This window comes from Intrasporangium sp., assembly GCF_039812505.1.
Lineage (GTDB): Bacteria > Actinomycetota > Actinomycetes > Actinomycetales > Dermatophilaceae > Intrasporangium_A.
Genome location: NZ_JBDIAQ010000009.1, coordinates 17172 through 42214 on the forward strand (window position 1 = coordinate 17172; position 25043 = coordinate 42214).

21 protein-coding genes are annotated in these 25043 nt (G+C 71.8%); 15 read left to right on the forward strand and 6 right to left on the reverse strand.

Features of this window, described 5'->3' with window-relative positions; translation table 11 throughout:
• Positions 1–6: 6 nt before the first annotated feature.
• The 12 genes from WMI84_RS02630 to WMI84_RS02685 all read left to right on the forward strand — a co-directional run bounded on the left by WMI84_RS02630 (position 7) and on the right by WMI84_RS02685 (position 15057).
• Entirely contained in the window at positions 7–819 is an 813-nt protein-coding gene (locus WMI84_RS02630; protein ID WP_347350451.1) for an ABC transporter permease, read from the forward strand.
• Positions 816–1583, forward strand: coding sequence for an ABC transporter permease subunit (locus WMI84_RS02635; protein ID WP_347350452.1), 768 nt, complete (start codon positions 816–818; stop codon positions 1581–1583). The genes WMI84_RS02630 and WMI84_RS02635 overlap by 4 nt, the downstream gene beginning before the upstream one ends.
• A complete protein-coding gene (locus tag WMI84_RS02640) occupies positions 1580–3943 on the forward strand; it encodes a xanthine dehydrogenase family protein molybdopterin-binding subunit (RefSeq protein ID WP_347350453.1) in 2364 nt (787 codons plus the stop codon). The genes WMI84_RS02635 and WMI84_RS02640 overlap by 4 nt, the downstream gene beginning before the upstream one ends.
• Complete coding sequence (locus WMI84_RS02645) at positions 3940–4824, forward strand: FAD binding domain-containing protein (RefSeq protein WP_347350454.1); 885 nt, start codon at positions 3940–3942, stop codon at positions 4822–4824. The genes WMI84_RS02640 and WMI84_RS02645 overlap by 4 nt, the downstream gene beginning before the upstream one ends.
• Positions 4821–5360, forward strand: coding sequence for a (2Fe-2S)-binding protein (locus WMI84_RS02650; protein ID WP_347350455.1), 540 nt, complete (start codon positions 4821–4823; stop codon positions 5358–5360). Before WMI84_RS02645 ends, WMI84_RS02650 begins: the two co-directional genes overlap by 4 nt.
• Positions 5357–7606, forward strand: coding sequence for a thiamine pyrophosphate-dependent enzyme (locus WMI84_RS02655; protein WP_347350456.1), 2250 nt, complete (start codon positions 5357–5359; stop codon positions 7604–7606). Before WMI84_RS02650 ends, WMI84_RS02655 begins: the two co-directional genes overlap by 4 nt.
• 937 nt (positions 7607–8543) lie before the next feature.
• Positions 8544–9053, forward strand: a complete 510-nt coding sequence (locus tag WMI84_RS02660) for a CBS domain-containing protein (protein ID WP_347350457.1) — start codon at positions 8544–8546, stop codon at positions 9051–9053.
• A gap of 81 nt (positions 9054–9134) precedes the next feature.
• Positions 9135–10250, forward strand: coding sequence for a pyruvate dehydrogenase (acetyl-transferring) E1 component subunit alpha (gene pdhA, locus WMI84_RS02665; RefSeq protein ID WP_347350458.1), 1116 nt, complete (start codon positions 9135–9137; stop codon positions 10248–10250).
• Positions 10250–11242 (forward strand): alpha-ketoacid dehydrogenase subunit beta, encoded by a 993-nt coding sequence (locus WMI84_RS02670; protein WP_347350459.1) that lies wholly within the window; start codon positions 10250–10252, stop codon positions 11240–11242. Before pdhA ends, WMI84_RS02670 begins: the two co-directional genes overlap by 1 nt.
• 20 nt (positions 11243–11262) lie before the next feature.
• Entirely contained in the window at positions 11263–12516 is a 1254-nt protein-coding gene (locus tag WMI84_RS02675; RefSeq protein WP_347350460.1) for a dihydrolipoamide acetyltransferase family protein, read from the forward strand.
• Between the two features lie 194 nt (positions 12517–12710).
• A complete protein-coding gene (locus tag WMI84_RS02680) occupies positions 12711–14387 on the forward strand; it encodes an alpha/beta hydrolase (RefSeq protein WP_347350461.1) in 1677 nt (558 codons plus the stop codon).
• Between the two features lie 7 nt (positions 14388–14394).
• Positions 14395–15057: a hypothetical protein gene (locus tag WMI84_RS02685; protein WP_347350462.1), complete on the forward strand. Its 663-nt coding sequence runs from the start codon at positions 14395–14397 to the stop codon at positions 15055–15057.
• A 63-nt stretch (positions 15058–15120) separates the two neighbouring features.
• Here the strand turns inward: WMI84_RS02685 and WMI84_RS02690 are convergent, their stop codons facing one another.
• A complete protein-coding gene (locus WMI84_RS02690; protein ID WP_347350463.1) occupies positions 15121–16068 on the reverse strand; it encodes a DMT family transporter in 948 nt (315 codons plus the stop codon).
• Between the two features lie 174 nt (positions 16069–16242).
• Between WMI84_RS02690 and WMI84_RS02695 the strand changes: the two genes are divergently transcribed.
• Positions 16243–17532: an amidohydrolase gene (locus tag WMI84_RS02695; RefSeq protein ID WP_347350464.1), complete on the forward strand. Its 1290-nt coding sequence runs from the start codon at positions 16243–16245 to the stop codon at positions 17530–17532.
• Between the two features lies 1 nt (position 17533).
• The gene (locus WMI84_RS02700) at positions 17534–18163 is read left to right on the forward strand and encodes a trimeric intracellular cation channel family protein (protein WP_347350465.1); all 630 of its coding nucleotides are present in this window, start codon (positions 17534–17536) and stop codon (positions 18161–18163) included.
• A gap of 61 nt (positions 18164–18224) precedes the next feature.
• On the opposite strand, the gene WMI84_RS02705 is transcribed toward WMI84_RS02700, so the two are convergent.
• Complete coding sequence (locus WMI84_RS02705) at positions 18225–18911, reverse strand: hypothetical protein (protein ID WP_347350466.1); 687 nt, start codon at positions 18909–18911, stop codon at positions 18225–18227.
• Positions 18912–19761: 850 nt separating this feature from the next.
• On the opposite strand from WMI84_RS02705, the gene WMI84_RS02710 reads away from it, so the two are divergent.
• Entirely contained in the window at positions 19762–20664 is a 903-nt protein-coding gene (locus tag WMI84_RS02710) for a hypothetical protein (RefSeq protein ID WP_347350467.1), read from the forward strand.
• Between the two features lie 171 nt (positions 20665–20835).
• Here WMI84_RS02710 and WMI84_RS02715 read toward each other — a convergent pair whose 3' ends face one another.
• The 4 genes from WMI84_RS02715 to WMI84_RS02730 all read right to left on the reverse strand — a co-directional run bounded on the left by WMI84_RS02715 (position 20836) and on the right by WMI84_RS02730 (position 25040).
• Positions 20836–22182, reverse strand: a complete 1347-nt coding sequence (locus WMI84_RS02715) for an MFS transporter (RefSeq protein WP_347350468.1) — start codon at positions 22180–22182, stop codon at positions 20836–20838.
• A gap of 123 nt (positions 22183–22305) precedes the next feature.
• Positions 22306–22770, reverse strand: a complete 465-nt coding sequence (locus WMI84_RS02720) for a MaoC/PaaZ C-terminal domain-containing protein (protein ID WP_347350469.1) — start codon at positions 22768–22770, stop codon at positions 22306–22308.
• A 9-nt stretch (positions 22771–22779) separates the two neighbouring features.
• Positions 22780–24009, reverse strand: coding sequence for an acyl-CoA dehydrogenase family protein (locus tag WMI84_RS02725; protein WP_347350470.1), 1230 nt, complete (start codon positions 24007–24009; stop codon positions 22780–22782).
• Positions 24009–25040 carry a phosphotransferase family protein gene (locus tag WMI84_RS02730; RefSeq protein ID WP_347350471.1) on the reverse strand — a complete coding sequence of 344 codons (1032 nt, stop codon included), beginning with the start codon at positions 25038–25040 and terminating at the stop codon, positions 24009–24011. Before WMI84_RS02730 ends, WMI84_RS02725 begins: the two co-directional genes overlap by 1 nt.
• Between the last annotated feature and the right edge of the window lie 3 nt (positions 25041–25043).

A 25043-nucleotide genomic window follows, 5' to 3' on the forward strand; every position in this document is an offset into this window, starting at 1 on the left:
ACGACCATGGCCGACCCTCCGAGCAACACCGTCGTGGCACCGAAGGCCTCCCGTCGAAGACTTGGTGACGCAACGTTCAGCGCCATCGCGACGACGGTCCTGATCGTGCTGCTGGCGGCTATCTGCGAGATCGGCCCGCGGCTGGGCTGGTGGCAGGAGGAGATCCTTCCCACAACCTCCTCTATCGTTGCCTCGGCCGCAGACCTGCTGACCCAGCCTCAGTTCTGGGCGGACGCGGCGCGTACCAGCCTCGAGATCGGCCTGTCCATCGTCTTCGGCTCTGCCATCGGCCTGCTGCTCGGTCTCGCCTTCTGGAAGCTTCCGACCGTGGGCCGCATCTTCGAACCTTACCTGGTGTCGTTCTACGCCGTGCCGATGGTGCTGTTCTATCCCCTCGCCATCGTCGTCGTCGGGATCAATGCGAGCTCGGTCGTCATCCTCGCCACGATCATGACGTTGATACCGGTGGCCCTGAACACCACGGTAGGCCTCAACGGGATCCGACCGGTCTACCTCAAGCTCGCCCGATCGCTGCAGTGCAGCCCACGCCAGATGCTCACCTCGATCGCCCTGCCAGCGGCGGCGCCGTTCATCGTCGCCGGGCTGCGCCTCGGGGTCGTCTACGCGCTTATCGGCAGCATAGCAATGGAGTTCGTCACCGCTCAGGCCGGGCTCGGCTATCGGGTCAGGTACCTGTACGAGATCTTCGACAGCCAGACGATGTTCGCCTACATCTTCATCATCCTGGTCGTCTCGATGATCCTGACCGCGCTGCTGGTCGTCGTCGAGAAGCTGCTCGTGAAAGGACGGACCACATGACCGCCCCGACCATCGGTGCTACCCGATCCTTCGGCATACCCGACCGGCACCGCCAGCTCGTCGGATCGGTCGGGGTTGCCATTGCTGCGGTGCTGGTGTGGCAGGTCGTCAGCGGGTTCATCTTTGTAGTACCACCGCCTGCCCGGACCATCGCTGCCCTGTTCACCAACCTCACGGACCCTGAGTATCTCGTGGATGTCAGGGCCACCGCTGTCGCCGTGTCGCTCGCCTTCGTCATCGGCACCGCCCTGGGCGGCATCCTCGGCCTCGTGCTGGGTCTGTGGAAGCCGTTCCGCCTGGCGACCGAGCCGCTGATCATCGCGCTGAACGGCGTGCCGAAGATCGTGCTCTATCCGATCCTGCTGCCGATCTTCCAGCTGAGCGGCTCCAAGGTGGTCATGGGTGTGCTGTTCTGCCTGTTCCCCGTGCTGATCAACGTGACGGCTGGCGTGCGCCACATCCCAGCGGTCTACTGGAAGCTCGGTCGTTCGCTGCGGGCATCAGGGTTGCAGCTGCTCGTGCACATCATCCTTCCTGCCATTCGCAAGCCGCTGCTGACCGGTGTGCGGTTGGCCGTGAGCCTTGCCGTCGTCGGCGTGGTCCTGTCCGAGTTCTTCGCCACCCGCCACGGTCTCGGGCGAGCCGTGCTGCAGAGCTACAGCCACGGTGACTACCCGGAGATGGTCGCCACGATCCTGCTGCTCATCGTCGTCTCGTTCGCGATCTCCATGCTGCTGTGGCGCTGGGAGAAGAAGGTCCAGTGAGCATCTCCGCGATTCCCGGCGAGCAGGTGGGCGGCGACCGTCCCTACGTCGGCACCCCCGTGTCCAGGGTGGAGGACGAGCGCCTGCTGGCCGGGCGCGGTCGGTTCCTCGCAGACCTAGCCGCAGGAGCGCTGGCGGTCGCCTTTCTCCGCTCCACCGAAGCACATGCCGTCATCGAGTCGATCGACACCACGCCTGCCATGAGGATGCCCGGCGTGCTGGGGGTGTTCACCGGCGACGACCTCCAGCTGGCCAACGACCACATCGGCTCGCTGCACACGCCGCACCCCGCTTTCGTGGCCGCCACCGGCTTCCGGATGGTGCAGCAGCGCCTCGCCATCATGCCCGTGGACCGGGTCCACTACGTGGGCCAGCCCGTCGTCGCCGTCCTCGCCTCGGACCGCTACCTCGCCGAGGACGCCCTCGAGACCGTCGAGGTCACCTATCGGCCGCGCCCCCCGCTCCTGGACCCCGAGAGCGCCCTGGCTCCCGACGCCGCCCCCATGCACCCCGGCCTGCCCGACAACGAGGCGGCCGCGATCGAGGTGGACTTCGGCGACGACCTCGACCCGGCCACGGTCGCCGTCGTCACCGAGGGCACCTACCGGATCGGCCGCCACGGGGCGGTGCCCCTCGAGGGTCGGGGAGTCCTCGCGCGCATCGACGGCGACCGGGTCTCCGTCTGGACCTCCACCCAGATCCCGCACCTGGTCCGGCAGGGGATCTGTGACGCGACCGGATGGTCGGTCGACGACGTACGGGTCAGCGTCCCCGACGTGGGCGGCGGGTTCGGCACCAAGGCCAACGTCTATGCCGAGGAGATCATCGTCCCGGTGCTGGCCCGCCGGACCGGGCACGACCTCGTGTGGGTCGAGGACCGACAGGAGCACCTGACCGGCTCGGCCCAAGGGCGTGACCAAGTACACCGGACCCGCCTCAGCGTGGCTGCCGACGGTCGCATCCTACGCTGGGAGGACGACTTCCTGATGGACATCGGCGCCGGCGGACTGTGGGTTGCCGGCGTGGTGGCCAACACGGCCATCCACCTGCTCGGCCCCTACCGCATCCCGCGCGCCCGACTGCACGGACGAGCCGCCTTCACCAACAAGACGATCACCGCCCAGTACCGGGGCGCCGGTCGCCCCGAGGCCTGCTTCGCCCTCGAGCGCAGCCTCGACGAGGCGGCCAGACAGCTGGGCCTGACCCCGATCCAGATCCGCGAGCGCAACCTGCTCACCCGGGCCGACCTGCCCTACTCCCAGCCACTCCCGCAACGGGACGGGGTGCCCATCGTCTACGACGGCGGCGACTACCTGGCCTGTCTGCAGGCTGCCGTCGAGCTGCTCCCACCGGAGAGCACCGCGGCGCACGCGGCCCGCCACCCGGAGCTGAGCATCGGCCACGGCGTCGGGTGCTACATCGAGGCGACCGGCCGTGGGAGCTACGAGTCGGCCCGGGTCCGGCTGACCCCCTCCGGTGGGTTCGAGGTCGCCACCGGCGCCGCATCGGCCGGTCAGGCGCACGAGACGGTCTTTGCGCAGGTGACCGCCGACGTGCTCGGCGCGCCGCTCGACCGGATCACCGTGCGTCGCACCGACACCGACCTGGTCCGGCACGGCTTCGGCAGCTTCGCCAGCCGGTCCGCGGTCCTGGCCGGGTCGGCAGTGCGGCGCGCTGCCGACGAGTTCATGTCCCAGGCGACCGACCGGGCCGCCCGACTGCTCGGGGTACCGGCCGAGCTGGTCAAGAGCACCGTCACCGGGTTCGCCACGGCCGTCGGCGCCTCGCTGCGGGACGTCACCTGGACCGACCTCGCTGCTGCCTGCCGGCCCGGTGGCGCCCAGGAGCAGCTCGGCCCGCTCGATGTCGTCGAGTACTTCCACCCCCGGACGGTGACGTGGACCATGGGCGCGCACGCCGCTGTCGTCGGCGTGCACCGCGGCACGGGAGCCGTCTCGGTGCTCGACTACGCCGTGGCCCACGAGGGCGGCGTGGAGATCAACCCCCTCGTCGTCGAGGGCCAGATAATCGGCGGTGTCGCCCAGGGCATCGGCGGCGCGCTGCTCGAGGAGTACCGCTTCTCGCCGGAGGGCCAGCCGACCTGCACGACCCTGGCCGAGTACCTGCTGCCGGGCACGTGCGACGTGCCGGACGTGAGGATCAGGCATCTGGCCGTGCCGACCACGAACAACCCGCTCGGGGTACGGGGCGCCGGGGAGAGCGGCACCATCGCCGTGTCCGCAGCGGTGGCCGGGGCCGTCGACGACGCCCTGGCGGGACGGGTCCACGTGAGCCGGACCCCGATCAGCACGGCACTGCTGCGTGCCGCCCTCGACACCGAAGGGGGGACGGACCAGTGAAGCCGGCGCCGTTCGCCTACCTGCGCGCCCGTTCCGTGGCGCACGCCCTGGGCCTGCTCGCCCCCACATCCGAGGAGGGTGACAGCAAGGTGCTGGCCGGCGGCCAGAGCCTGGTCACCCTGATGAACCTGCGGTTGGCCCGACCGGACCGACTGGTCGACATCGGTGGCCTCACCGAGCTGGAGCGCACCTTCGAGGACACCGATGCGGTCGTGCTAGGGGCCCTCGTGCGCCACCGGATGCTGGAGACCGACCCGACCCTTCGGCGCCGGATCCCGCTCGTGGCGGCGGCCGTCGGCCACATCGGGCACGTCGCGATCCGCAACCGCGGGACGCTGGGCGGCTCGCTGTCGCACGCCGACCCGGCTGCCGAGCTCCCCCTGGTCATGACCGTGCACGACGCCGTCATCCACGTCGAGTCCGCCCGGGCCGGGCGCCGGGCCATCCGGGCCGAGGAGTTCTTCGAGTCCGTCTTCACCACGACGATGGAGCCGGACGAGCTGCTGACCTGGGTCACCGTGCCCAGTGCCCGACCGGGGCAGGGTTGGGGCTTTGTCGAGTTCGCCCCGCGGATCGGCGACTACGCCCAGGCCGGCGCGGCCTGCCTCGTCACCGTCCGGCCCGACGGGACGGTGACAACCGTGCGCGCCGGCCTCATGGCGGCAGCCGACCGCCCCCTCATGGTCAGTCGACCCGACGACGTGGTGAGCGGCATACCGACCGAGCAGACGTGGACGCGGCTGGCGGCCCAGTGGACGAGCGGGCTGGAGCCGATGACCGACGACCCGGAGCACACGCGCGCCCTGTGCCGGGTCGCCCTGGCCCAGGCCCTCGGCGCCGCCTACCGACGGGGCCGCACCAACGAGCAGGAGGCAGCATGACCCTCGAGGCCACCGACCGGGCCGTGCCCCAACGGGTCTCACTGTCCACCACGGTCAATGGACGCCCGGTCACCGTGGAGATCCCGCCGCGGCTGACGCTCGCCGACCTGCTGCGCGAGCGGCTACATCTGACCGGCACCCACCTGGGCTGCGAGCACGGGGTGTGCGGTGCCTGCACCGTGCTCGTCGACGGGCGCAGCGTCCGGTCCTGTCTGCTGTTCGCCGTCCAGGTCGAGGGGTGCGAGGTCGTGACGGTCGAGGGGCTCGGCGACAACCCGACGACCAGTCGCCTCAAGAGCGCGATGTCCCGGCACCACGGCCTGCAGTGCGGCTTCTGCACGCCCGGGATGCTCGTGACGGCAACCGAGCTGATCGAGGGACAGCCGCCGGGCGCGCTGCTCGACGAGGGGCACGTCCGGGAGACCCTCTCGGGCAACCTCTGCCGGTGCACCGGCTACCAGGGCATCGTCCGGGCGGTCCTCGACGCCGCAGCCGAGTCGTCGCCCGAATGCTGCACCCGAGGGGGGTGCCGGTGAGCGGGTCCACGCTCGAGCAGGTCGACACCCACTTTCTCGAGGCGATCGCCGCCCTGGGCGTCGACGCACACCCGCCGGAGGGTACCCGGCCCGGGCTGCTGGGCGATGGACTCGCCCCGGCACGGGCACTGGAGCTCTTCGACGCCCAGCTGGGCAGCCGCCACCTCGACCTGGTGGCCCGCACACTACGGGCCCGTGGGGAGGGCTTCTACACGATCGGATCGTCCGGCCACGAGGGCAATGCCGCCGTCGCCGCGGCGCTCCGGCCGACCGACCCGGCCCTGCTGCACTACCGCTCGGGCGGCTTCTACCTCGAGCGGGCCCGCCAGGTGCCCGGCAGCGACGGGATCCGGGACGTGCTGCTCGGCCTGGTGGCGGCCACCGACGACCCGATCTCCGGTGGGCGACACAAGGTGTTCGGCCGTCAGGACCTGGCCGTCATCCCGCAGACCTCGACCATCGCCTCACACCTCCCGCGGGCCCTCGGCGTGGCCTTCTCGCTCTCCCGCGCCCAGAAGCTCGGTGTGCAGCCGGCTTGGCCCGCGGACTCGGTCGTCGTGTGCAGCTTCGGCGACGCCTCAGCCAACCACTCCACGGCAACCGGGGCGATCAACTCGGCGATCCAGGCCGCCTACCGGGGCCTGCCCCTGCCGCTGCTTCTCGTGTGCGAGGACAACGGCTTGGGCATCAGCGTCCCCACGCCACGTGGCTGGATCGCGAAGGCCTACGGCGACCGCGCCGGACTGCGCTACGTCACCGCGGACGGCAGTGACCTGACCGACATCGTCCCGGTCGCGCAGGAGGCGGCCGACTGGGTGCGCCGGACTCGCCGACCGGCGTTCCTGCACCTGCGCACGGTCCGGCTCATGGGACATGCCGGGACCGACCTGGAGTCCGCCTACCGCCCCGCCGACCAGATCACCGCCGACCTGGACCGGGACCCCCTGCTCGGCACCGCCCGGCTGCTCACCGCCTCGGGTGTCCTGCGCCCCGCCGAGATCCTGGACCGGTATGAGGCCAAGCGGGCCCAGGTGCGTACCGCCGCGGAGCAGGTGGCCGGCCTGCCCCGGCTGGCCTCGCGCGAGGCGGTGGTCTGGGCCGTCGCCAGTGACCGCCCGGCCGTCGTGCGAGAGCTGGCGGCGCGATGCGCACCGGACCCGGCGCGACACCAGGCGTGCGGCGGGTCGCTCCCGGAGGACCGTGGGCCGCTGACCCTCGCCCAGTCGATCAACCGGGCGCTGGCCGACCTGATGGCGCTCGAGCCGGGGGCCATCGTGTTCGGGGAGGATGTCGGCGCCAAGGGCGGCGTCTACGGAGTCACCCGCGGCCTCCAGCGCCGTCTCGGACCGGCCCGGGTCTTCGACACCCTCCTCGACGAGCAGACCATCCTCGGCCTGGCCCTCGGCGCCGGGGTCACCGGCCTGCTGCCGATCCCGGAGATCCAGTACCTCGCCTACCTGCACAACGCCGAGGACCAACTCCGCGGGGAGGCGGCCACCCTGTCCTTCTTCTCGGCCGGCCGCTACCGCAACCCCATGGTCGTGCGGATCGCAGGCTATGCCTACCAGCGCGGCTTCGGGGGCCACTTCCACAACGACAACGCGATCGGGGTGCTGCGCGACATCCCCGGTCTGGTCATCGCCTCCCCCGCTCACCCGGCGGACGCCCCTGCCATGCTGCGCACCTGCGCCGCCGCTGCCCGGGCGGACGGCCGGGTGTGCGCCTTCCTCGAGCCGATCGCGCTCTACCACACCAAGGACCTGCACGAGCATGGCGACGGGGGTTGGCTGGCGCGGTATGCCGCTCCCCGCGCCTGGACGCTGGGGCACGTCCCGCTCGGGCGCGCCCGCACCCACGGTGACGGCACCGACCTGACGATCGTCACGTTCGGGAACGGGCTGTACCTGAGCCTTCGCGCGGCGGCCGCCCTCGCCCGGTCGGGGATCGGCGCGCGCGTGGTGGACCTGCGGTGGCTGGCACCGCTCCCGGTGCAGGACATCGTCCGGGAGGCCCAGGCCACCGGCCGGGTGCTGGTCGTCGACGAGACCCGCCGCACCGGTGGAGTCTCCGAAGGCATCATCACCGCCCTGGTCGATACCGGCTTCGCCGGCCGGATCAAGCGAGTCGCCAGCGCGGACAGTTTCATCCCACTGGGCGATGCCGCCTGGCACGTTCTGGTCAGTGAGGGCGAGATCGAGAAGGCGGCCCGGGAGCTGGTCGGCGACATCGAGCAGCGGCGGAGCTGACGCCCCGCTCTCAACGGCCGCGAGGTGGGCAACCGGCATCACCCGACATGGGCATGCCGACAGCGCAGCTCCTCGCGGCGATCGAGCGCAGGTGCGCCGCGGACCTCGGCAACCCGCAACGCCCCGGCCCAGGTGTGGAAGTAGGCCAAGGGCCCGTCGTCGCTGAGGCCCTGGGCCCCGAAGACCTCGATGGCCGACCGACCAGGCGCTCGGCCACAAGGCAGGCAGACCGAGGCTCACCCGTCGACCCGCGACCGTCGTCACCACGGTCGAGCACCCTTTGGCCGCACCGTCTTGCGATCGCGAGGAAATCGGTATGTGCATTGAGCGCGGTCACCTCCTCGATGCTCAGCCCGGACCCGGCGGCGACGCCGGAGAGCTCGTCGCACTGTTCAGGCCGCCACGAGGTGAGTGTCTCCCGAGTGTGCGCCGCGGCGTCGCGCTCGCGTGCCGTCGAGATCCCGACGGCACGGAAGGGCCCCGAGTAGCCAACAGAGGCTCGCAGCGGGCGGTTCCGGAGCATTGCGCCGCGGGCCTGACCCAGTTCCCGGCGCGAGTCTCCTGCGATCGTCAGGTGGCGGCGCTCGCTCGCCTGCCTTATGTCCGTTCTCCATCCTCGCGCATCTGCGGCCCGTCTCGGTGCGTGCGTCCGCGCACGGATCGGGGGTCACGCGGACTCGCCCAGCAGCCCCTCGCGCAGGCCGCGTTCCGGCTTCCAGCCCGGTCTGGGCGCGCAGACCGGCCGTAGGCGCGCGCTCGCCGCATCCCGAGGCGCCCGTATGTCGCTGAGCCAGGTGCGCCGCATACGGCTCGGGTGGCGCGCAGCCAGTCCACGAACGGTCCCGATGCGCCCTCAGCGGTGGCTCCCGACACCCCGGAGCGGACCTGACGGGGGCAATGGAGGCACGACGGCAGCCGAGGGCGTAGATTGCCGCACATGGAGCGCCCCGCGAAGTCCTCCGCAGCAGAGTCCGTCGCCCCGACGGCGGGCCAGATCATGTCGACACCGGTGATCACCGTGTCACCAGGCGACTCGGTCGGCGACGTAGCCGACCTGTTGCACACCAAGGGCATCAGCGGCGCGCCGGTCGTCGACGAGGTGGGGGTGCTGCTCGGTCTGGTCAGCGAGTACGACCTGCTGGCCCGCAGCGGCTCCACCGCCCAGGACGTGATGACCAAGAGCGTCATCAGCGTCACGACCGACACCCTGGTCAACGACGTGCGCCACCTGCTCATCGACCAGCGGATCCGGCGGCTGCCCGTCACCGAGCACGGCCGTCTCGTCGGGATCGTCAGCCGCGGGGACATCGTCGCGCTGCTGGCCACCGAGTGGGTGTGCCAGTCCTGCGGCGAGGCCGTCCGCGGCGACCACCGACCCGAGAGCTGCCCGCGCTGCCATGCCCCGGGCGACCGCTTCGTCCTCCAGGAGCAGTCCCCCGGATTCTGAGACCAACAGCTCGGCGGGGCAACACCCCGCCCCACACCGGCAGGAACGGAGAAGGCGATGGCCGCCACCACGGATCAGCCCATGACCGACCCGCAGGAAGCACAGGCCGCACCCGGCCGCGGCCCGACCGGGGCGCAGAGCTCGCTCGAGGGCGAGTCCGCCGAGACGCTGCGCGGCTACTACCGGCAGATGGTGCTGATCCGCTCGTTCGAGATGCGGTCCGCCGAGATGTACCAGCGGGCCAAGATCGGCGGCTACTGCCACCTCAACCTCGGCGAGGAGGCCACCGTGGTTGGCCTGATGGCCGGGATCGAGCCGCGCGACTACCTCTTCACCACCTACCGGGAGCACGGGTACGCGCTGGCCCGGGGGATGGCACCCGGACCGGTCATGGCCGAGCTGTTCGGCAAGGTGACCGGGGTCTCCGGGGGCCGGGGCGGCTCCATGCACCTGTTCGACCCGAAGGCGCGGCTGCTCGGCGGCTACGGCATCGTCGGCGGCCAGATCCCGCCCGCGACCGGTGCGGCCCTCGCGGTCACCTACCGCGACGAGCCCGGGTCCGAGGCGGAGGCGGTCATGTGCCTGCTCGGCGACGGCACGACCAACATCGGCGCCTTCCACGAGTGCCTCAACCTGGCCGGGCTGTGGCGCCTGCCGATCGTCTACGTCGTCATCAACAACCGCCTCGGCATGGGTACGCCGGTCGACAAGGCGTCCGCCGAGCCCGACCTCTACAAGCGGGGGTGCTCCTACCGGATGCCGGGAGTGCGCATCGACGGCGACGACGTCGTCACGGTGCGCGACGCGACCCGCGCGGCGATGGAGCAGGCCCGGGCGGAGCGCCAGCCGAGCATCATCGAGGCGATGAGCTACCGCCTGCGTGGCCACTCGGTCGTCGACCCGGCGAAGTACCGGTCCAAGGAGGAGGCGGCGCAGGTGCGCGAGATGGACCCCATCCCGGCCTTCCGGGACCGGCTCGTGGCCGCCGGGGTGCTCGATGACGAGCAGGCCGACGCCATCGAGGCGGAGGAGGCCAAGCGGGTCGCCGACGCGGTGGCCTTCGCCGACGAGAGTCCCGACCCGCAGGTGGCCAACCTGTTCGACTACGTCTACGCGACGCCGGTGGCCAACGCGCCGACCCGGCTGCCGGCCGATCCCGTGGTCACGGTCCCCGCGTCGGAGCAGGGGGTGCGGTGATGGGCGAGCTCAGCTACCGCGAGGCGTTGCGCCAGACCCTGCGCACCGAGCTGCAGCGCGACGACTCGGTCGTGCTGCTCGGTGAGGAGATCGGGGTCTTCGAGGGCTCCTACAAGATCACCGCCGGGCTGCTCACCGAGTTCGGCCCCACCCGGGTACGCGACACCCCCATCGCCGAGGAGGGCTTCGTCGGCGCGGGGATCGGGATGGCCATGCTCGGCATGCGACCGGTGATCGAGATCATGACTATCAACTTCACCCTGCTGGCCATCGACCAGATCGTCAACCACGCCGCCAAGATCCGCTCGATGTTCGGCGGACAGGCCTCGGTCCCGCTGGTGATCCGCACCCCCGGCGGCGGCGGGCAGCAGCTGGCCGCCACCCACTCGCAGAACCTCGAGGTCTGGTACGCCCACGTGCCCGGCCTGAAGGTGGTCGCCCCCTCGACGCCGGCCGACGCCAAGGCCCTGCTCACCGCGTCGATCCGCGACGACGACCCCGTGCTGTTCCTGGAGAACCTCGCGCTCTACAACACCAAGGGCGAGGTGCCCGACGGCGAGCAGGTCGGCGAGATCGGCACCGCCGCCGTGGTCAAGGAGGGCACCGACCTGACCGTCGTCAGCTACTCGCGGGCGGCCCTCGTCGCGCTGGAGGTGGCCCGCCGGTTCGAGGAGGAGGGCGTCTCGATCGAGGTCGTCGACCTGCGCAGCCTGCGTCCGCTCGACCGCGAGACGGTCTGCGCGTCGGTCCGCAAGACCAGCCGGGCGGTCGTGCTCGAGGACGACTGGCTCTCCTACGGCATCGGCGCGGAGATCGCGGCCACCATCCAGGAGGGCGCCTTCGACTACCTCGACGCACCCGTGCGCCGGGTGGCGCAGGCCGAGGTGCCACTGCCGTACGCGAAGCCCTTGGAGAACGCGGCGATGCCCGACGCCGCAGACCTGACCAAGGTCATCAACGAGGTGCTCGACGCCACCCGGTTCGCCCGCTAGGAACTCGTCAGGAGCCTGTCATGCCAGAGGTTGCCATGCCCCGCCTGTCCGACACCATGACCGAGGGAGTCCTCGCCCGTTGGCTGATGAACGAGGGCGACGAGGTCCACGTCGGTGACATCCTCGCCGAGATCGAGACCGACAAGGCGACGATGGACCTCGAGGCGTACGAGGCCGGGCCGCTGACCAGGATCCTGGTCCAGGCCGGCACGACCGTGCCGATCGGCCAGACGCTCGCCATCATCGGCGAGGCCGGTGCCGCGGGCGCCGCCGCTGCGCCGCCCGCGCCGGCCGCCGCACCGGCCCCCCAGGCCCCGGCCACCGCACAGCCGGTGCCGGCCGAGACGTCCGCACCGGCTGCGCCCGCCGCCGCATCGACGGGCCGGGTGCGGGCCACCCCGCTCGTGCGAGCCCTCGCCCGCGAGCAGGGCATCGACCTGACGACCGTCACCGGCTCCGGGCCGGGCGGCCGCATCGTGCGGGCCGACCTGCAGGCGGTCGCGTCGCAGCCACCCGCGGCCGCGGCACCGACGAGCCCGGCCGCCGCACCCGGTGTGGCGGCGCCCGCGCCCGCCCCCGAACCGGTCGCGGGCGACGAGAAGACCCCGCTCAGCAGGATGCGGCGGATCACCGCCGACCGGCTGACCCAGAGCGAGGCGGCGCCGCACTTCTACCTGACCGTCGTCGTCGACGTCGCCAACCTGCTCGACTTCCGCCGTCAGCTGAACGCGCAGCTCGAGTCCGACGGGGTGCGGGTCAGCGTCAACGACCTGTTGGTCAAGGCCTGCGCGGTCGTGCTGCGCGCCCACCCGGAGGTCAACACCTTCTGGGGCGGGGACCACCTGCTGACCCGGGCGAACGTCAACATCGGGATCGCCGTCGCCATCGACCAGGGCCTGATCGTGCCCGTGGTCCGTGACGCCGACCGCAAGACGCTGCGCGAGATCAGCGCCGAGGCCCGGGCCCTGGGCGAGCGAGCGCGCGCGGGACGGCTGACCCCCGACGAGTTCAGCGGCGGCACCTTCACGATCAGCAACCTCGGGATGTTCGGGATCAGCGAGTTCACCGCCGTCATCAACCCGCCCGAGGCGGCGATCCTCGCCGTCGGAGCCGCGGTGGAGACGCCGGTCGTCAAGGACGGCGAGATCGGCGTGACGACCACGATGCGCATGACGCTGACCGTCGACCATCGCGTCCTCGACGGCGCGGTCGCAGCGGCGTTCCTGCGCGACGTGGTCCGGGTGCTCGAGGAACCCCTGCGGATCGTGACCTGAGCCCACCGCTACCGCGCCCGGCCAGTTCGATGCGGTATCTGCCCGTCCGGAGCACTACACTGCCGCCGGGACGGGCCGTCATCGCGTCACGCCGTGACGGCCCTCTCCCATGTTCATGCGCGTCCGCGCCCGCCGACCGGCGGGCGGCGGCGCTTGAGTAGTGGCACTTGAGTGGCGGCACCTGAGGGGTGGGCATGTTTGCACGGTGGTGGGCGAGACGACCGGGGTACGCGTTACCCGGAGCATGGACCGCCCTGGTCTTCGCGTGCCTGTCGTTCACGCCGTCGCTGCTGCCGCGACCGGCGTTCTTCCAGGGCTTCGTCGCTGGGGTCAGCGCGGCCATCGGGTATGGGCTCGGGGTCCTCGGGGCGTGGGTCTGGCGGGAGTTCGCCGACCGCGGGGTCCGCCGGACCAGGCCGGCGTCGTGGCGCTGGTTCGGGGTGCTGGCCTGCGTTGCGCTGGTGCTCGCCCTCATCCTCGGGGTGTGGTGGCAGCGGGCGGCCGCGACGCTCGTCGGGCTGACCCCCGAGGCGCCGCTCGCCACGGTGCTCGTGCTGCCCGTCGCGGCCGTCTTCTTCGTCGTGCTGGTCGGTGCCGGACGACTGGTCGCCGCCGGGTACCGGTTGCTGGCCCGCTGGCTGGGCCGGGTCATGGGCGCCCGCGCGGCGCGGGCGCTGGGCGGGGTCACCGTCGTGGTGCTCGCGGTGCTGCTGCTCGACGGGGTGCTGGGCAACGCGGTCATGGGCGGGGTCAACTCGATGTTCTCGGTGCGGGACGCCTCGACCCAGGAGGGAGTCGTGCAACCGACGACCCCCGACCGGTCGGGCGGGCCCGGGTCACTGGTGCCCTGGGACAGCCTGGGGATGCAGGGACGCAGCTTCGTCGCGCGCGGCCCGAACGCCGCCCGGATCGCGCAGGCCACCGGCGCCTCGGCGGAGAACCCGATCCGCATCTACACCGGGCTCGACTCGGCCCCCGACGCCGAGGCTCGGGCCGCGCTCGCGGTGCGCGACCTCGAACGCGCCGGTGGGTTCGAGCGGGCCAACCTGCTCGTGGTCACCACGACCGGCACCGGCTGGGTCGAGCCCAGCTCGGCCAACGCCTTCGAGTACCTGACCGGCGGAGACTCGGCGACGGTGGCGATGCAGTACTCCTTCCTGCCGTCGGCGATCTCCTTCCTGGTCGACCAGCAGCGGGCCCGCGACGCCGGCCGGGCCCTGTTCGACGCGGTCTACGAGAAGTGGTCGAACCTGCCGGCCGACCACCGGCCCCGCCTCTACGTGTTCGGCGAGAGCCTGGGCTCCTTCGGCGGCGAGACCGCCTTCAGCGGGGAGTACGACATGGCCAACCGGGTCAGCGGCGCGCTGTTCACCGGACCGCCGAACTTCAACCCGCTCTACCGCAGCTTCGTCGACCACCGCGACGCCGGCTCACCCGAGATCGAGCCGGTCTACCGCGAGGGGCGGATCGTGCGGTTCACCAACGTCCCGAGCCGGCCGACCCCGCCCGTCGGCAAGCCCTGGGACCGGGCCCATGTGCTGTACCTGCAGCACGCGTCCGACCCGATCACCTGGTGGAGCCCGAGCCTCATCCTGAACCGTCCGGACTGGCTCGAGGAGCCGCGCGGGCGAGACGTGCTGCCGTCCACCCGGTGGATCCCCTTCGTGACCTTCTGGCAGCTGACCGCCGACATGCCACTCAGCATGGAGCCCGGCCCCGGGCACGGACACAACTTCTCCGGCGAGCACGTCGACGCCTGGGCGACGATCCTCAAGGTTCCCGGCTGGACCCCTGAGAAGGCGGCTGCGCTCAAGCAGACCATCCGCGCCAACCTCAGCGCGGGCTACACCGCGACGGTGCTGGACAAGTGAGGTCGGCATGGCGGCAACCGAGGCTCCGCAGACCCCGCCCGACGTGGGCGGCAGGAGCGGCGTAGACCCGCGCGAGCTGATGGCGGTCGTGCTCCTGTCGGTCACCGCCGTCTTCACGGCCTGGGCCGGCTTCCAGTCGAGCTCCTGGAGTGGGGCCACCTCGATCGCGTTCAACCAGTCGTCCTCGGCGCGAGCCGAATCGGCCCACCAGGAGGCGACCGCCGACAAGCGACAGGCGCTTCAGGTCTCGCTGTTCGTCCAGTGGTTCCAGGCCCACAGCCTCGGGAACGCGAGGATGGAGGACTTCATCGAGCGCCGCTTCCCGGCTCCGCTGGACGCAGCCTTCGACGCGTGGATCGCCACCCGGCCCGACACGAACGCGGACGCGCCGCCCACGCCGTTCGCGATGCCGCAGTACGTCCTGCCCGAGGTGGCTGCCGCCGAGCAGGCGTCCCAACGCGCCGACCGGCTCTTCGCCGACGGCCTGAACGCCAGCAGCCGGGCCGACAACTACACCCTGCTGACGGTGCTGTACGCCTCGGTGCTGTTCTTCGCCGGCATGTCCGCGAAGGTCCGCTCGCGCTGGGCCCAGTGGTCCTTGGTGTGGGTCGGCAGCGCGATCTTCCTGCTCGCGACCGGCTTCATCCTCACCCTTCCCAAGCTCTGGTGACCCTTCCCGCCTGCCCTGTCCGGTCGAGGGGGCGTCGCGCCCGGTCGAGCGGGCAGTTCGGCCTCAACGCCGCACCGGGATCGCGTCCTCGGCCCGGTCGCTGACGGCCACCGCCGGCCGCTCGCCGGCCCGCTCGTGCAACGCGAGGCCCACCACCGACGCCAGGACCACCGCGAACCCGACCCACTGGCTGCCGTCCAGCGACCCACCCAGCACGCTCACCCCGACCAGGGCGGCGGTCATCGGGAACGCGAGCTCGGCCAGGGTGGCCCGCGAGGCCGGCGTGGTCCGCAGCCCGCGGTAGTAGAGCAGCAGCGCGAGCAACCCGGGCACCAGCGCGAGCACCACGATGCTCCCGGCCGCACCGACGCCGATCCGCAGCGGGGTGTCGCCCACCAGGGCGATCACCGCGAGCGCCACCAGACCGACCGCGAAGCGCAGCGTCGTGACCTGCGTGAAGGCCAGCTCCGCGCTCGCGGCCCGCCCGAGGACGGTGCCCGCCGCCCACAGCGCCGCCGCGCCGAGAGCCAGCCCAGCGGCATACAGGTTGGTCACGCCGACGGCGAACGGGTCGGGGAAGCTGAGCAGCCACGCCCCCACGAGCGCCGGCAGCGCGAACCACGCGAAGGAGCGACGCAGCCGCTCCCCCAGCAGCAGTGCGGCCAGCAGCAGCGCGATCAGGGGCTGCAGCTTCTGCAGCACCTGCGGGGTGATCGGGTCGCCCAGGCGGAAGGCCGAGGTGAACAGCGTCGTCGCCAGCGCCGACGAACCCGCCCCGATGACCAGGACGCTGACCCGGGTACGCCAGCTTGCGCGCAGCACCGCCCGGATCGCACCCACGAGCCACGGCGACACCAGCGCGACGAGCACGACGTGCTCCCAGAAGACGACGGCAACCGACGGGAACTGCTTCGCGAGGGGGTCTCGCCAGATCGCCGAGAGGCCCCACATGCTGGCGGCCAGGGCGATCAGCCAGGTGCGGTCGGTCCGGATGGTGCGCGCTTCGGCCATGACGGCCACCCTAGGCCGGGGCCCACGGTATGCCGCTGAGCGGGTCGCCTCCGGCCGTGGCCCGGGTGCCCGGCGCGCCCCTCGGGGCTGCCGGTGCGGCCCAACTAGGCTCCTGACGTCAGGCCGGCACCCGGGCTGGGCCAGGGCGCTGCATCCGGCACGGAGGAGGTAATGGTGACGACATCGACGATGGTGCTGGGCCGTCTCGACGAGGTCCGGGCCTGGCAGGAGGAGCTCTACCGGGACCTGCACGCCCACCCGGAGCTCTCGCACCAGGAGCAGCGGACCGCCGAGGCGGTCGCGAGCCGGCTGTCCGCGGCGGGCTGCGAGGTCCACACCGGAGTGGGCGGCACCGGGGTCGTCGGCATCCTGCGCAACGGCACGGGCCCGAGGGTCCTGCTCCGCGCCGACATGGACGCCCTCCCGGTGCGCGAGGCCACCGATCTGCCGTACGCCAGCACGGCGACGGCGACCGACTCGGCGGGGGTCGACCTGCCGGTCATGCATGCCTGCGGTCACGACCTGCACGTCACCTGCCTGCTCGGTGCGCTCGACCTGCTGGCGGGAGCGAGGCAGGCGTGGGGTGGCACCGTCGTGGCGGTGTTCCAGCCGGCCGAGGAGCTCGGCGACGGCGCGCGTGGCATGGTGCAGGACGGCCTGACCGACCTCGTCGGCCCGGTGGACGTGGCGCTGTGCCAGCACGTCCTGCCGCAGCCGGCCGGGAGCGTGGCGACCCGGAGCGGGCCGGTCCTGTCCAGCGCGGACAGCATGCGGGTCGTCGTCCACGGCCGCGGCGGACACGGTTCGATGCCGCACGCGACGGTCGACCCGGTCGTCGTGGCGGCGATGATCGTGGTGCGCCTGCAAACCGTGGTCGCTCGCGAGCTGCCCCCGGGCGAGCCGGCGGTGCTCACGGTCGGTAGCCTGCAGGCCGGCACGAAGAGCAACATCATCCCCGAGTCGGCCACGCTGCTGCTGAACGTACGCACCTACAGCGAGCAGACCCGGACCGTGGTCCTGACGGCCATCGAGCGGATCGTGCGGGCCGAGTGTGCTGCCGCGGGAGCGCCGCGGGAGCCGGAGCTCGAGCTGTTCGACCACTTCCCGGTGACGCAGAACGACCCCGAGGTCACCGCGCGGGTCGCGGCCGCCTTCACCGACCACTTCGGCGCGGCGGTCCGGCAGCTGGACCGGCTGACCGCCAGCGAGGACTTCAGCGACCTGCCCCGGGCCTTCGGGGTGCCCTACACCTACTGGGGGATCGGGGGCACCGACCCCGAGCTGTACGACCGGGCCGCCGCAGCCGGGCGGCTGAACCAGGACGTATCGGTGAACCACTCGCCGCTGTTCGCCCCGGTGCTGCAGCCCACCCTCGACACCGGCACCACCGCCCTGGTGGTTGCTGCGCTCGCCTGGCTCGGACGAGAGCAGCCCGGACGAGAGCAGCCCGGACGAGAGCACTGAGGTGGAGCACGAGACCACCCTGCTGCTGGCCCTCGACCTGACGGGCACCTTCGCGTTCGCGGTGAACGGCGCGCTGACCGCCATGCGCGTCGCCGACGTCGACATCGTCGGCGTGCTCACCCTGGGCATGCTCACCGCGCTCGGCGGCGGCATCGTGCGCGACATCCTCATCGACTCCCTGCCGCCGGCGACGTTCAGCGACTGGCGCTACCTGGCGGTCGCCGCGGGCGGCAGCCTGATCGCGTTCGTCACCGGTCAGCGGCTCTACACGATGATGCGGCCGATCATCGTGCTGGATGCGGCCGGGCTGAGCCTGTTCGCCGTGACGGGCGCGAGCAAGGCCCTGGCCCTCGGGCTGGGGCCGGCCCAGGCGGTCATCCTCGGCGCCATCACGGCGGTGGGCGGTGGCACGCTGCGCGACGCGCTCACCCAGCGGGTCCCCAGCGTCCTGCGCAGCGAGCTCTACGCGATCCCCGCACTCGTGGCGGCGACCGTCGTCGTGCTGTCCACGATCGCCGGTGTCTACGGGCTGCCGTGGGCCCTGGTCGCGGCCGCGGTGTGCTTCGCGATCCGGATGGTCGGGGTGCGCTACCACCTCAACGCCCCGAAGCCGCCGCGCCCCGACCTGTGATCGGCGCCGAACGCTCGCTCGGCGCTCTGCGCTCGTCCTCGCGCCCGCCTGGGTGCGGCTCTCACCCTTCCCCCGCCCGGTCCGGGGACGGCAGCTGTGACCGACGGGCCTCGAGCACGGCGACACAGTTTGCGATGCGCGCCACGACCGTCGCGAGCTGCATCTGACAGGCCCGCAGCTCGCCGTTGAGCGCGCCTCCGCCGACGTCGAGCCAGACGTCGAGGAACCGCTCCAACCGGTCGATGGAAGGCACCGCGACCTCGGGCAGGTCGAGGTCGGGGACGCCGAGCGCGTGGGCCTGCGGCACGAAGCCGCCGACGAACTCGGTGATCTGCTGAAGGTCACGCCGCACCTCCTCGATCCGGTCGAACTTCAGCCGGGAGACGCTTCCGCCGCCGGAGACCAGGTCCCAGCTCGACCAGCCGCACGCCGCGGCCAGCGTGCCCTGCGCGGTGTCGAGCGCCTGCAACGTGCCTCGCCCCGTCCCGATCGCGACGTCGAGGTCGGTCAGCTCGCGGCGCGCCCCGAGCGCTCGTCGTGCCTCGGCGGCCACCGAGGGGGCGCGCGCGATAGGGTTGTCGCCCTGCTCCGCGAGCCCGACGAGCGCTTGCTCGTAGTCGGCCTCGGCGGCGTCGAGCAGGCGGCTCCGGTCGTCGAGACCGGTCAACTCGGCCCGGCAGCGGACCACCTCGGCGTCCGCGGCCGCCAACGCCGCGCGCGGCTGCCACGTCCGCCTCGAGCCGGGCACGGTCGGGCGTGGACTGCCCGCGCAGGCCGGCCAACAGCCAGCCGGACCAGGACGACCGAGCGTCACGTGCCCGCTCGGCAGCGGCCAGCACCTCCACCCGGGTCCGGTGCTGGTCATGCGACAGCGCCGCCGAGTCGTTGCCTTCCACCCAGGCCAGTACCTGCTCGAAGCAGGCCCGCGAGTCGGTCCCGAAGACCTCCGGCGTCTCGCTGGTCGCGCCCGTCACCGCGCGCTCCTGCGCTCGGCCCGGGCATCGCAGGGCTTGCAGCAGCCGGTAGCGCTTCTCGCGTACCCCGGACTCATCGGTCACCTCATCGACCAACTCATCGGTGAACGTGGGGCGCCAGCACCCCGATCGAGATCCGGCCCGCGCAACGGCTCCCGGGCCGCTCCTGACTCACGAGTCGCTCCAGCCTCGCTCCAGCCACACCCGGAACATAGACCACACCAACACCAAAGTCACGGACATTGCGACCTGCCCGGAATCTCGGACCCGGTTCCAGCGCGCGTTGCCGGCGATCCCGGAGTAGTATCCGGTGAGTCACTTTCGCACAACTCTGAGGGGGAGCTGGTTCCACGAAATGAACAGGGCGGAAGATGAACCAAGTGTGGTGCCATTGCGTAACCCTGAATGCGACGAACCGGGCTGCACTCGACCGGTTACAATGCTTCACCACATTCACGCGGGGACCGCACCCGAGGGGCCAATCCGCGCGACGGAACGGTACTGCGAGATTCATTCCGAACCGCACCGCAACGACCCACGGTTCCTCTCGGCTGCGCCATGGTCGCGAGAAGCCGATCCGATCCTGAGCCACTTCGACGCACAGGCTGTCTGGGGGGACCAATCATGATAGGACGCAAGGCAATCGGCATGGCGGCTTCCGTAATCGTCGCTGGCGCAATGGTTCTCGCGGCCCCTCTCGCGTCGGCCAACACGGGCGCGCCGGGCACCCCGAGCACGGACGTACCAGGCGCGTCGAGCACGGACGCACCGGGCGCGTCGTTCGCGGATGACCCCGGGACAGCGAGCACGGAGCGGGCAGGGAACGCGGTTGACCCCTGCGCGCTGCCGAAAGCGCAACGTAAGGGCGGCTGGCTGTGCATAGACCGCGAGGAGTCCGAGAAGGAAATGCGGGCTCAGATCGCACGCGAGAAGTTGCGGGCCGCAACCCTAGGCAGAACAAGCGGATTCGCGGTCACCGGTGACGGCGTGGCCGGGAAGTGCATGATTTCCGGGTGCTGGTATATCCAATCCGGTTACGCCTCAGCGTCATTCAGCGGCAAAGGGTACTACGGCGTGAACAGCACCCAACTCGGCTCGGTCACCTTCAACATCAAAGACAACATGAAAGGCAACCAAACCGAGACGTCTGTCCAGTCTGCGAAGTTCAACACCCGCTCGTCATGGGAGAACCACTGGCAGACCGAGCGCTACTACGTGTCCGGCTCGTGCACCGGCGGCTGTCCAATGAGCCCTCGGTCGGTCGAGTGGCAGAACGACGTGTCGACCTGCGCGGGCTGCACGAACTCGTGGGCACCGATCTACACAGTCGGGAAAACGGCATACGCGACCACGCTGCACCGGCTCGTCTGGCGCGTCTACAACTACACCGGGTATTGGTGGGCGAACATCAAGTCCGTCAAGGCGTGGCGGAACTCAGCCGGTACCCAGTACTGGTACTCAGGCACGTACGACGACCCGGCACTCGTGTCGACCCCGTACGCAGGCGGGTATAGCCAATTCGGCTAAGCCATAACACGGTCGGCCAGTCGGCCAGTCAAGTTCAGCTCAAGTCCGCCCGGACTGATCCCCGTGCATGGAACTCGACGCGCCCTTGGGCTCCGGTCGAGGTTTGGGCCCCCTCGCCTGTGCGGCTGGGTCGGGCCGGGATGCCACCGGGATGGGCCCAGGGTCAGTCCATCAGTCGGCCAGGGCGCGCCCGCGCCACTCCGGCAGCCCGAGCGCGGCAGCCGCCGCGAGGACGAACGCGCCCCCGAACACCCCGAAGACGAGCCCGCTGCCGCCGAGGCCGAGCAGCCAGGGGACTGACAGCGGCGCGAGGATCGAGGCGACCCGTCCGAAGGCCGCCGCCGATCCGGCCCCGCTCCCGCGCAGCGCCGTCGGGTAGACCTCCGGCGTCACCGCGTACAGGGCACCCCACGCGCCGAGGTTGAAGAAGGACAACGCGCACCCGGCGGCGATGATCGCCACCTCGGTGCCGGCCTGTCCGAACGCCGCCGCGGACACCGCCGACCCCAGCAGGAACGAGGCCAGGGTCGCGCGCCGCCCCCACTTCTCGATGAGGACGGCGGCGGCGGCATACCCGGGCAGCTGCGCGAGGGTGATCACGAGGGTGAACTGGAAGGACTTGGTCAGCGAGAAGCCGTCCGCCACGAGCAGGCTCGGGATCCAGATGAAGGCGCCGTAGTACGAGAAGTTCACGAAGAACCAGACCAGCCACAACGCTGCCGTGCGGCCCCGCAGCGGTCGCTCCCACAGCGCCGTCCAGCCCGGCGCGGCCTGCGCCTGCGCCGTGGGCGACGGGACGGGGGCCACGCCGGAGGCTGCCTCGAAGCTGCGCACGGCCGCCTCGGCCTGCTCGGTGCGCCCGCGCGACTCGAGGAAGCGCACGGACTCCGGCAACCGGGCCCGGACCAGAACCGCGTAGAGCGACGGGACGAGCCCGAGGAACAGCGCCCAGCGCCACCCGTCGGCCGAGGCGGGCACCACGAGGTAGCCGATCAGCGCCGCCAGCAGCCAGCCGACCGCCCAGAACGCCTCCAGGATGACGACGACGCGGCCCCGGATCCGCGCCGGGGAGTACTCGCTGACCAGTGTCGAGGCGACCGGCAGCTCCGCCCCGAGACCGAGCCCGACCACGAACCGCAGCACGATCAGCATCGCGACACCGGTCGACAGCCCGGTCGCGCCGGTCGCCGCCCCGTAGACGAGCAGGGTCAGCGCGAAGACGTTGCGGCGACCGATCCGGTCCGCGAGCAGGCCCCCCACCGATGCGCCGATCGCCATGCCCACGAAGCCGATCGACCCGATCCACGACAGCTGCGTGGCACTGAGCCCCCACTGCTTCGCGAGCGCGGCCATGACGAACGCGATGAGCCCGACGTCCATCGCGTCGAGGGCCCAGCCAATGCCCGAGCCGACCAGCAGCCGCCGGTGCTGGGCGTTGAACGGCAGCCGGTCGAGTCGCTCGCTGCGGGTCAGGGCCGTCGGGTCCGAGACCTGCGGGTCGGTCGCAGAGACGCTCACGTTCGCTCCTTATGGTCCACCCGAGCATATTCCGTGCCGTGAGCGGTCTCAAGGGTCACTCGCGCCGAGGGTCACCGCCGAGCGGCGCGGCCGCCCAGCGGCATACCCCTCGTGGTATGCCGCTCAGCCCGTCGGCGCGACAGCCGCGTCCGTGGGTCGACGGGCCACCATCAGGCCGATCCGGCCGTGCTGGACGAGCTCGTCACGCTGGTTGCGCAGCTCGAAGCGCCGGTCGAGGATCCCGGCATCGCCGCGGCTGGTCGGTCGGGTGCCGACGATCTCGACCGAGCAACGGACGGTGTCACCGATCAGGATGGGCCCGGTGAAGCGCCAGTCGTCGATCCCGAGCAGCGCGATCGAGCTGTCCTCGAAGACCCCGAGGCGCGAGGCGAGCCCCATCGCGACCGAGATGCCCAGCATGCCGTGGGCGATCCGCTCGCCGAACCTGCTCGTGCGCATCGACTCGGCGTCGGTGTGCGGCGGGTTGGTGTCCCAGCTCCACCCGGCGAACAGCACGACGTCGGTCTCGGTGATGGTGCGGCCCTGGGTCGTGAAGACCTGGCCGACCGCGAAGTCCTCGAAGAACATCCGGCGAGCCTACGGGAGCCGGGCGCCGGCGTGGCGGCGCAGCTCGGCCCGGGCCAGGGCGTCCTTGTGCACCTCGTCGGGGCCGTCGGCGAAGCGGAGGGTCCGGATGCCGGCGAACGCCGCCGCCAGCTCGGTGTCCTGGGACAGTCCGGCCGCGCCGTGTGCCTGGATCGCCTTGTCGAGCACCCACTCGACCGTCCTGGGCGTGGCGATCTTGATCGCCTGGATCTCGGTGTGCGCGCCCTTGTTGCCGACCGTGTCCATCAGCCACGCCGTCTTGAGCACCAGCAGGCGCAGCTGCTCGACCCGGACGCGCGCCTCGGCGATCCAGTCGCGCACCATGCCCTGCTCCGACAGCGGCCGGCCGAAGGCCACCCGTCCCGAGACGCGCCGGCACATCGCCTCGATGGCCAGCTCGGCGACGCCGATCGCGCGCATGCAGTGGTGGATCCGGCCCGGGCCGAGCCGCGCCTGGGCGATCGCGAAGCCGCTGCCCTCCTCGGCGATCAGGTTGCTCGCCGGGACCCGCACGTCGGTGAGGGCGATCTCCGCGTGGCCGCCGTGGTCGTGGTCGTCGTAGCCGAAGACCTCCATCCCGCGGACGACCTCGACGCCCGCCGCGTCGCGCGGCACCAGGATCATCGACTGCTGCCGGTGCCGCGGCGCGGTCGGGTCGGTCTTGCCCATCACGATCAGGACCCGGCAGTCCGGGTTCATCGCCCCGGTGGTCCACCACTTGCGACCGTTGACGACGTAGTGGTCGCCGTCGCGGCGGATGCTCGTGGCGATGTTCGTCGCGTCGCTGCTGGCGACCCCGGGCTCGGTCATCGCGAAGCCGGAGCGGATCTCGCCGCGCAGCAAGGGATCGAGCCACTGCCGTTGCTGCGGCTCGGTGCCGAACTCGTTCAGCACCTCCATGTTGCCGGTGTCCGGGGCCGCGCAGTTGAGGGCCGCCGGGGCCAGACGCAGGCACCGGCCGGTGATCTCGGCGAGCGGCGCGTACTGCAGGTTGGTCAGGCCGGCCCCCCGCTGGCCGGGCAGGAACGCGTTCCACAGCCCGCGGGACCGCGCCTCGTCGCGCAGCTGCGCCAGCACCGGCACCGTGCTCCACGCCCACCGGTCGGCGAGCGCGCCGACCTGCTCGTCGAAGGTGCCGGCGGCTGGGAGGACCCGCTCGTCCATGAAGGCGAGCAGGCGCTCGCTCAGCTCGCGGGTCCGGTCGTCGGGGGCGAAGTCCATCAGTCCTCCTGGTCCGGGCGCAGGCAGCGCAGGCCCTGCGCGACGAGCGGCTCGACGGCCGCGCCGATCGAGTCGAATCCGGCACCGACGGTCTGGCCGTGCGTGTACCGGTAGTGGATCCCCTCCAGGATCACGGCGAGCTTGAACCAGGCCAGCCCGAGGTGGAAGCCGAGGTGGGCCAGGTCGCGGCCCCGGCCGGTCGCGTACCGGTCCAGCGCCTCGTCGGGAGTGAGGAACCCGGGCGCGAGCGAGGCGTCGGAGACGGCGTTGCTCTCGACCAGGGCCGGCATGGTCAGGTAGGCGTGCAGCAGGGCGACGTCGGTGAGCGGGTCGCCGAGCGTGGCCATCTCCCAGTCGAGGACGGCGCGCACCCGGTCGGCGTCGTCGACCAGCAGGTTGTCGAGCCGGTAGTCGCCGTGCACGATGCCCGCCGGCCCCTCGACCGGCTCGGCGGCGGCGAGCCGGGCGTGCAGCTCGTCGATCCCGGGCACGTCCCGGCTGCGCGAGGCGTCGAGCTGCTGCTGCCACCGCCGCACCTGCCGAGCCAGGAAGCCCTGCGGGCGGCCGAAGTCGCCGAGCCCGACGGCCTCGGGGTCCACCTCGTGCAGCCCGACCAGGGTGTCCACCATTCGCTCGCTGATGCCCCGGACCCGTTGCGCGCCAAGGACGCCCAGCTCGGACGCGAGCCGGTACGGGATCCCGGTGACGTGCTCCATCACGTAGAACGGGGCTCCGATGACCTCGGGGTCGGGGCACGCGGCATACATCCGCGGCACGGGCACGGCCGTGTCGCGCAGGGCCGACATGACCCGGTGCTCCCGGCCCATGTCGTGCGCCGTCGCCAGCACGTGCCCGAGCGGTGGCCGCCGCACGATGACCGAGCGCCGCCCGTCGGTGACGGCATACGTGAGGTTCGACTTCCCGCCCGCGACGAGGCTGGCCTGCAGCGGGCCGGCCAGCAGCCCGGGTGCCGCCCGCGCCAGGAAACGCCCCAGCGGCGCGAGCGGGAGGCCCGGTGGGTCCTGGCTCATGCG